This is a genomic window from Sphingomonas bacterium (genome assembly GCF_903643035.1).
GTDB lineage: Bacteria > Pseudomonadota > Alphaproteobacteria > Sphingomonadales > Sphingomonadaceae > Sphingomonas.
The window spans coordinates 1-4,179 of the sequence record NZ_CAHJWW010000242.1 but is presented as its reverse complement, the minus strand read 5'-3'; the positions used below and the strand labels follow the sequence as shown (position 1 = coordinate 4,179).

Here is a 4,179-nt window from a genome sequence, read left to right as displayed (position 1 = left end):
CGCGGTCGCGGCCAGCATCGCGCGCTGCGCCTCCATCAACGCCCGGAACCACGGGGCGGCGGCCCCGGCCGGAGCGGCCTGGTCGGGGCGGGCGGGTGCGGGGGGTGCGTCGGGTCGGTCGGCCATTGCCCGTCTCCTCTCCGGCCCGGCTATACGCCCCTCCCGCCGTCCGACGCAAAGCACGGATACGCTATCGTTCGCCCGGACGAGCGGATAGGCTGCGCGCGGAAAGGTCCCGCCCGATGCCAGCCGCCCCCGCCGACGATTTCTACCGCATGAAGCGGCTGCCGCCCTATGTGATCGCGGAGGTGAACGCGATGCGCGCGGCGGCCCGGCAGGGGGGCGAGGACATCATCGACCTCGGCATGGGCAACCCCGACCTGCCGCCCCCGCCCCATGTCATCGACAAGCTGGTGGAGGTCGCGCGCAAGCCGGACGCGCACGGCTATTCGCAATCCAAGGGTATCCCCGGCCTCCGCCGCGCGCAGGCGAGCTATTACGGCCGGCGGTTCGGCGTCGACCTCGATCCCGAGAGCGAGGTGGTGGTGACGATGGGTTCGAAGGAGGGCCTCGCCAGCCTCGCCACCGCGATCACCGCGCCGGGCGACGTCGTGCTCGCGCCCAACCCGTCCTACCCGATCCACACCTTCGGCTTCATCATCGCGGGCGCGACGATCCGAAGCGTGCCGACGACGCCGGATGAGGCGTATTTCGAGAGCCTGGAGCGCGCGATGGCGTTCACCGTGCCGCGCCCGTCGGTGCTGGTGATGGGCTACCCCAGCAATCCCACCGCCGAGGTGGTTGACCTGGCCTTCTACAGGCGCGTCGTCGCGTTCGCGAAGGAGCACGGGCTGTGGGTGATCTCCGACCTCGCCTATTCGGAGCTCTACTACGACGGCTGCCCGACGCCCTCGATCCTCCAGGTGCCGGGCGCGAAGGACGTGGCGGTCGAGTTCACCTCGCTCAGCAAGACCTATTCCATGGCCGGCTGGCGGATCGGCTTCGGGGTGGGCAACCCGACGCTGATCGCGGCGATGACGCGGGTGAAGTCGTACCTCGACTATGGCGCGTTCACCCCCGTCCAGGCGGCGGCGGTGGCGGCGCTCAACGGGCCGCAGGACATCGTGGAGCAGAACCGCCGTCTGTATCACCGCCGCCGCGACGTGCTGGTCGACAGTTTCGCGCGCGCCGGCTGGGACATCCCCTCCCCGCGCGCCTCCATGTTCGCCTGGGCTCCGCTGCCGCCGGCGCTCCGCGCCCTAGGCAGCCTTGAGTTCAGCAAACAATTGCTCGTTCACGCTCAGGTCGCTGTGGCTCCAGGGGTGGGATATGGCGAGAACGGGGAGGGTTTCGTGCGGATCGCGATGGTGGAGAACGAGCAGCGCCTGCGCCAGGCGGCCCGCAACGTGCGCCGCTACCTCCAGTCGATGGGCGTCAACACGCCCGCGCGCGGCGCGGGCTAGGGCAAGGTGACGACCGACCGGGTCTGCGTCGTCGGCGGGCTGTCGGTGGTTTTCGGCATCGTCCCGATCCTCGCCACCTTCGCCGCAGGCGCCATCGCTCGTGCGGCCGGCTGCCGGCTCGACGAGGGCGACCCCTACGCTTGCGTGATCCTCGGACACGATTGGGGGTCGGCGCTCTACGCACTGGGGGAGGCATTCTGGCTGGCCTTGGCCACGCTGTGGCTGGTGCCCCTCGGCTTGACCGTGCTGGTTGTCGGGATGATCCGCCGTGCACGGCGGAAGCACCGATGATCCACGTCAACCCTCTCTATTCGGTCGCGGGCGTCCTCGTCGGGCTGCTCGTCGGACTGACCGGCGTCGGCGGGGGGTCGCTGATGACGCCGCTGCTGGTGCTCGTCTTCGGCTTCCACCCGGCGACCGCGGTCGGCACGGACCTGCTCTATGCCTCGGCCACCAAGGTCGCCGGCACTGGCGTCCACGGCTCGCGCGGCACCGTCGACTGGCGGATCGTGCGGCGGCTGGCGTCGGGGAGCCTTCCCGCGAGCCTGGTGACGCTCGCCGCGCTGTCGATCGCGCATCGCCATGCCGAGAACACCGACCATGCGATCGTCGTCGTGCTGGGCGCCGCGCTCGTGCTGACCGGTATCGCGACCTTCTTCCGGGCGCGTATCGTGGCGCGGCTCACGGTCGCGTTCGAGCGGGTCAGCGAACGGCGGGTGCCCGCGCTCACCGTCCTGCTCGGCATCGCGCTCGGCGCGCTCGTCACGCTCACCTCGGTCGGGGCCGGCGCGCTGGGCATGACCGCGCTGCTGGTGCTCTATCCGCGCGTGCCGCTCGCCCGCCTCGTCGGGTCGGACATCGCGCATGCGGTGCCGCTGACGCTGATCGCCGGCGTCGGCCAATGGGCGATGGGATCGGTCAACGGCTCGCTGCTGGTCTCGCTGCTGATCGGCTCGATCCCCGGCATCGTCGTCGGCAGCCTGATCGCGAGCCGGATATCGGACCGGGTGCTGGTGCCGGTGCTGGCGACGACGCTGGTGATCGTGGGCGGCAAGCTGGTGTTCTGAGCCGTCGGATCCGCTGAACTCCATGGGCGGATCGAACAAGCATGTTGCCAAGCGGCACCGCGCGGCCCCATCTCCGTCCCGTGCTGCGCCAATACGAACTGATCGATCGCGTCCTCGACTATGATCCGCACGCCGACGAGGCGCTGCTGAACCGCGCCTACGTCTTCTCGGTCAACGCGCACGGCACGCAGAAGCGCGCGAGCGGCGACCCGTATTTCAGCCACCCGATCGAGGTGGCGGGCATCCTGACCGAGCTGCGCCTCGACGACGAGACGATCGCCACCGCCATCCTCCACGACACGGTGGAGGACACCGTCGCCACCCCCGAACAGATCGCGCAGCTGTTCGGGCCGTCGGTGGCCCGGCTGGTCGACGGCGTCACCAAGCTGTCGCGCATCGAGGCGCAGAGCGACAACGAGCGCGCGGCGGAGAACCTGCGCAAGTTCCTGCTCGCGATGAGCGACGACATCCGCGTGCTGCTGGTGAAGCTCGCCGACCGCCTCCACAACATGCGCACGCTGCACTTCATCGCCAAGCCCGAGAAGCGCCGCCGCATCGCGCGCGAGACGATGGAGATCTACGCCCCGCTCGCCGAACGCATCGGCATGTACGAGTTCATGAAGGAGATGCAGACGCTCGCCTTCGCGCAGATCGAGCCGGAGGCGTCCGAATCGATCAGCCGCCGCCTCGAACAGCTGAAGGCCGGCGGCGGCGACCGGATCGCCAAGATCGGCTCGGGCCTGAAGCTGCTGCTGTCGCGCCACGCCATGGACATCGAGATATCGGGGCGCGAGAAGCATCCGTTCAGCATCTGGAAGAAGATGCAGGAACGCCACATCAGCTTCGAGCAGCTGTCCGACGTCATGGCATTCCGGGCGATCGTGCCGACGGAGGAGGACTGCTATCGCGCGCTGGGTGTCATCCACCGGCGCTGGCCGATGGTGCCGGGCCGGTTCAAGGACTATGTCTCGACGCCCAAGCGCAACGGCTACCGCTCGCTCCACACCAGCGTCATCCATGCCGAGAACACGCGCGTCGAGATCCAGATCAGGACGCCGGAGATGCACGCGGAGGCCGAGTTCGGCCTCGCCGCCCACTGGGCCTACAAGCAGAACGGGAGCGGGGGCGGGGGCCTGGGCGTCCGTCCCGAGACGCAGCACAGCTGGATCGCCGACCTCGTCGAGATCCTCGACACCGCCGCCTCGCCCGAGGAGCTGCTCGAGCACACGCGCATGGCGATGTACCAGGACCGCATCTTCGCCTTCACGCCCAAGGGCGAGCTGATCCAGCTGCCCAAGGGCGCGACCGCGATCGACTTCGCCTATGCCGTCCACACCGACCTCGGCGACCAGACGGTGGGCGCCAAGGTCAACGCGCGCCTCGTCCCGCTCAAGACCGTGCTGGAGAACGGCGACCAGGTGCAGATCCTGAAATCGAAGGCGCAGGCGCCGCAGCCCGCCTGGATGACGTTCGCGACCACGGGCAAGGCGCTGGCCGCGATCCGCCGTCACCTGCGCGCCGCCGAGCGGGACGAGCAGGTGACGCTCGGCCGCAAGCTGTACGACGACATCGTCGCGCGCCTGCCCGCGACGCTCGCCGCCGACGCGCCCGGCCAGGCGCTGGTCCGCCTGAAGCTGGCGGACGAGGGC

At 69.8% G+C, this 4,179-nt stretch carries 4 protein-coding genes; all 4 read left to right on the top strand.

Features of this window, described 5'->3' with window-relative positions:
• Positions 1-242: 242 nt before the first annotated feature.
• Entirely contained in the window at positions 243-1,463 is a 1,221-nt protein-coding gene (locus tag HUV01_RS12925) for an LL-diaminopimelate aminotransferase (RefSeq protein WP_174298635.1), read from the top strand.
• A 6-nt stretch (positions 1,464-1,469) separates the two neighbouring features.
• On the top strand, positions 1,470-1,754 hold the full coding sequence (locus HUV01_RS12920; protein ID WP_174298634.1) for a hypothetical protein: 285 nt from the start codon (positions 1,470-1,472) through the stop codon (positions 1,752-1,754).
• On the top strand, positions 1,751-2,530 hold the full coding sequence (locus HUV01_RS12915) for a sulfite exporter TauE/SafE family protein (RefSeq protein WP_174298633.1): 780 nt from the start codon (positions 1,751-1,753) through the stop codon (positions 2,528-2,530). Before HUV01_RS12920 ends, HUV01_RS12915 begins: the two co-directional genes overlap by 4 nt.
• Positions 2,531-2,610: 80 nt before the next feature.
• On the top strand, positions 2,611-4,179 hold a 1,569-nt coding region (locus HUV01_RS12910; protein ID WP_174298636.1), incomplete at its 3' end, for a RelA/SpoT family protein.

Coding starts and splice junctions, on each gene's coding strand:
- HUV01_RS12925 (WP_174298635.1), top strand. CDS start 243: ATGCCAGCCGCCCCCGCCGACGATTTCTACCGCATGAAGCGGCTGCCG.
- HUV01_RS12915 (WP_174298633.1), top strand. CDS start 1,751: ATGATCCACGTCAACCCTCTCTATTCGGTCGCGGGCGTCCTCGTCGGG.